Source organism: Brachyspira pilosicoli, from assembly GCF_019402445.1.
GTDB classification, from domain to species: Bacteria; Spirochaetota; Brachyspiria; order Brachyspirales; family Brachyspiraceae; genus Brachyspira; species Brachyspira pilosicoli_B.
This window is the reverse complement of record NZ_SRZM01000026.1, coordinates 1-3,705: the sequence shown is the minus strand read 5'-3', so window position 1 is coordinate 3,705 and position 3,705 is coordinate 1. Positions and strand designations below refer to the sequence as shown.

The 3,705-nt window shown below is 29.0% G+C and carries 5 protein-coding genes; 4 read left to right on the top strand and 1 reads right to left on the bottom strand.

From position 1 onward, the window contains the following. The first annotated feature begins 211 nt into the window (after window positions 1-211). Window positions 212-685, top strand: coding sequence for an ankyrin repeat domain-containing protein (locus E6A48_RS01095; RefSeq protein ID WP_219708161.1), 474 nt, complete (start codon window positions 212-214; stop codon window positions 683-685). On the opposite strand, the gene E6A48_RS01090 is transcribed toward E6A48_RS01095, so the two are convergent. Beyond that, a complete protein-coding gene (locus E6A48_RS01090; protein WP_219708160.1) occupies window positions 682-921 on the bottom strand; it encodes a hypothetical protein in 240 nt (79 codons plus the stop codon). The two genes, E6A48_RS01095 and E6A48_RS01090, sit on opposite strands and share 4 nt — an antisense overlap. A 213-nt stretch (window positions 922-1,134) precedes the next feature. On the opposite strand from E6A48_RS01090, the gene E6A48_RS01085 reads away from it, so the two are divergent. From E6A48_RS01085 to rlmB, 3 genes are read left to right on the top strand one after another with little or no spacing between them, the layout of a single operon-like run. After that, window positions 1,135-1,887, top strand: coding sequence for an ankyrin repeat domain-containing protein (locus tag E6A48_RS01085; protein ID WP_219708159.1), 753 nt, complete (start codon window positions 1,135-1,137; stop codon window positions 1,885-1,887). A gap of 26 nt (window positions 1,888-1,913) precedes the next feature. Further along, the gene (galE, locus tag E6A48_RS01080; protein WP_219708158.1) at window positions 1,914-2,903 is read left to right on the top strand and encodes a UDP-glucose 4-epimerase GalE; all 990 of its coding nucleotides are present in this window, start codon (window positions 1,914-1,916) and stop codon (window positions 2,901-2,903) included. Further along, window positions 2,903-3,616 (top strand): 23S rRNA (guanosine(2251)-2'-O)-methyltransferase RlmB, encoded by a 714-nt coding sequence (gene rlmB / locus E6A48_RS01075; RefSeq protein WP_219708157.1) that lies wholly within the window; start codon window positions 2,903-2,905, stop codon window positions 3,614-3,616. The genes galE and rlmB overlap by 1 nt, the downstream gene beginning before the upstream one ends. Window positions 3,617-3,705: the final 89 nt, after the last annotated feature.

Genomic DNA, 3,705 nt, shown 5'->3' with positions numbered 1-3,705 from the left:
GGTATACTTTTAAAGGCTTTAAATATACCTTATATAGTTTATAAAGATGCTAAGGAATTTGACGGAAAAAATATTGTAATAGATACTAATAATAAAGATATAATTTATTTGAATAATTAATAATATTATTATATACTTTTACTAAATTAAAAGATTTTATGTTTTTATATTAGTTCTTAAGTTGTGATTTGAAAATATAGGATTTTGTATTATGGAATACAGTACTATAATAATTATCGTAATAGTTGCTCTTGTTATACTTACACCAATATTAAAACGGGCTTTTAAAAATATTAGGCTAGATTCTAATAGTGATAATATACATATAGCTTGTTTGTATGGAGATTTAAAAAAAATTAAAGCTTTACTTAGGTCTGGTATAAATATTAATGCTAAGGACTTTAGTAATAAAACTCCTCTTATGTATGCTGCTGAAGACGGTGCCATTGAAACTGTAAATTTTCTTTTAGATAATGGGGCTAATTTAGATGATGTTGATGTTAAAAATGAATCTGCTTTAATAATAGCTTTGAAAAATTATAATATTCATGTAGCAAAAATATTAATAGAAAATGGTGCTAATTTGGGAATTAAGAATGAAGAAGATAAAGATGCACTACAATTAGCAAATGAAATTGATTCTAAAGAGATTATAGAACTTATTAAAAATAAATTAAATAATTAATTATTTTTATTACTTCTTGCTATATTTGTTGAACCGCATATAGGGCAGTTTGATACAGAATCATCTATTATATCATCTATATTAGTTAAATCATCATCTTCTACTATATTGATTTCTTTTTCATCTACAGCCCAAAAATTAGAACAATCTTTGCAGTAGAAATGTATTAAATATTCTCTATATGTTGGATAATTTCCTTCTATTTTTCTATATCCATCTATTATATTGTGTCCCATAATAAAATCTCCTAAAAAATCTTAAGCAGAGTCTAATATTTTTTATCAAAAAAGTCAATTATAATATTATAGTAATTATAACAGTTTATATAGGATAATAGTAAATATTTTTTATGTTGTTTTATTTATGATTGTTTATATTGCTATAGAAAATAATTAAGTTTTATAGTATAATTAATTTTGTAAGTTATATGTAATGGCGGTTTTCTATTTATGAAAAGAATATTGTTTATAATTTTGATAGTATTATCTGTTGTATTATTTTCTTGTAAAAAAGAATCTGAAGTTTCAGTTAATAATAATAAAGTTTATGTTAGCGACCCTAATAATATATATCATAAAGAATATACTAATGTTGTAAAAGTTAACGGAAAGTTTGTTGATACTAAGAGTGCTTATGCATTTGCTTATGAAGGCAGAGAAGAGGGTGAATATAGTGAAGAGTATGATATATTTGATGCTATAAGAAATCATAGTTTAAAAAGGGTTGCTGAATTAGTGGAGATGGATAGTCAATTAGTTAATGATACTATAAGCACAGATGAAAGCGAGTATAGTGAGTTTATGGATGATAGTTATAGTATTGATGGAGCTAGCCCTTTGATATTTGCTATATTTTATAGGGATTTAGGCATAGTTAAATATTTACTTGACAATGATGCTGATCCTTATATTAAAGATGAAGATGGTTGGAATGCTTTTTTATGGGCTTGTGGTACTGGAAGTGCTGAGGAAGTACAAATGTTAGTTCAAACTCATCCTGATTTAATTGATTCTAGAAATATTTATGATGCTAATGGGCTTCATATTGCTTCTTTAAATGATAATATAGAAGTTATTAAATATTTGGTTAATGATTTAGGTTTTGATATTAACAGCACCGATGAAGATGGAGATGGTGTTTTATATTATGCTAATGACAGTGAGACAATAGAGCTTTTAGAGAGTTTAGGTGCTGAAAATTAATTTTTATAAATAGGAGGGTTTTTATTATGGCTGTATTAGTTTGCGGAGGAGCTGGTTATATTGGTTCGCATGTGGTGCGTGAACTTTTAAAACAGAATATAGAAACTGTTGTAATAGATTCACTTGAGTATGGACATAAAGAGGCTATTAAAGATTGTAAGAATTTTTATCATGGAAACATTGGAGATAGTGCTTTACTTGATGAAATATTTGCTAAGCATAATATTGATTCTGTTATGCATTTATGTGCCTATATAGAAGTTGGTGAGAGTGTACAAAATCCTGCTAAATATTATCATAACAATGTGTCTAACTCTATAAATTTACTTAATGCTATGCTTAGAGCTAAAGTAAAGAACTTTATATTTTCTTCTACTGCTGCTGTTTATGGAGAGCCTGAATCTATTCCTCTAAAAGAAGATTGCAGAAAAGAGCCTACTAATCCTTATGGAGATAGTAAACTTGCATTAGAAAAGATACTTTCTTGGTATACAAAAGCTTATGATTTTAATTATGTGGCTTTGAGATATTTTAATGCTTCTGGTGCTCACCCTGACGGAGACATTGGAGAAGACCATAATCCAGAATCGCATTTAATACCTTTAATACTTCAAGTGCCTCTCGGAAAAAGAGAAAACATAAAAATATTTGGTGATGATTATCCTACACCAGACGGTACTTGTTTGAGAGATTATATACATGTATGCGATTTGGCTTTGGCACATATTGCTGCTATGAATTATCTTAAAAATGGTGGTAAGAGTGTTGCTTGTAACTTGGGTAATGGAAACGGATTTAGTGTAAAAGAGGTTATAGAGGTGGCTAGAAAAGTAACAGGTCATGCTATACCTGCAGAAGTTTGTCCGAGAAGGGCAGGGGATTCATCTGAACTTATTGCTAGCAGTGATAGGGCTAAAGAGGTTTTGGGCTGGACTCCTACTATAGACTCATTAGAGAAAATAGTTGAAACTGCTTGGAATTGGCATAAAAATCACCCTAATGGTTATAAGAAATAATGTTTATTAGTTCAAAAAATGCTATAGTTGAAGCTCTATCTAAAGACTTGGTTGATGTTATTTATATTAAATTTCCTATATCAAAAAGAGAAAAAGAAATAATTAAGCTTGCTGAGAGAAAGAAGGTTTTAATTAAAAATGTTGACAAAAGAGAGATGGAGAGCATTGTAGGAAAGGTTTATTCTATTGTTGCGAGTGTGAAAGAAAATGCTGAGATAGGTATTGATGTTTTTTTGGATAGGGCTTTAGAGAAAACTAATACGCCGCTCATATTTATACTTGATTCTATAACTGATGTTCATAATTTGGGTGCCATTATAAGGAATGCATATTTTTTTGATTTGGGCGGAATCATTATACCTAAAGACAATGCTGCTCCTATAAATGAAAAGGTTTATGAGATATCGGCTGGTGCTGCCTATCATTTGCCTATATCAATAGAGACTAATCTTAATAGGGCTATTGAGATAATGAAAGATAAAGGTTTTTGGGTATATTATGCGAGCGAGAAAGGCGACACATCATTAGAAAATTTTAAATTTGACACACCTACAGCTATTATACTTGGAAATGAGCATAGCGGAGTAAGGGAGAGTTTGAAGAAGAATTCCGATGGCAGCATTATAATAAGAGCCTGCAGCGATTTTGATTCGCTTAATGTATCAGCAGCATCCGCTATAATATCTTACGCTTATTCTGTGTATAAAAGATAATATAATTTAATTATATATAAAACTTAAACATATTTTATAGATTACTTTTATAGATATATTATCAACTTTTTTGTCGCTCAAAAAAGTTG

Excerpts from the sequence above, each read along its gene's own strand:
- E6A48_RS01095 (WP_219708161.1), top strand. The coding sequence starts at position 212 with ATGGAATACAGTACTATAATAATTATCGTAATAGTTGCTCTTGTTATA.
- E6A48_RS01090 (WP_219708160.1), bottom strand. The coding sequence starts at position 921 with ATGGGACACAATATAATAGATGGATATAGAAAAATAGAAGGAAATTAT.
- E6A48_RS01085 (WP_219708159.1), top strand. The coding sequence starts at position 1,135 with ATGAAAAGAATATTGTTTATAATTTTGATAGTATTATCTGTTGTATTA.
- galE (WP_219708158.1), top strand. The coding sequence starts at position 1,914 with ATGGCTGTATTAGTTTGCGGAGGAGCTGGTTATATTGGTTCGCATGTG.
- rlmB (WP_219708157.1), top strand. The coding sequence starts at position 2,903 with ATGTTTATTAGTTCAAAAAATGCTATAGTTGAAGCTCTATCTAAAGAC.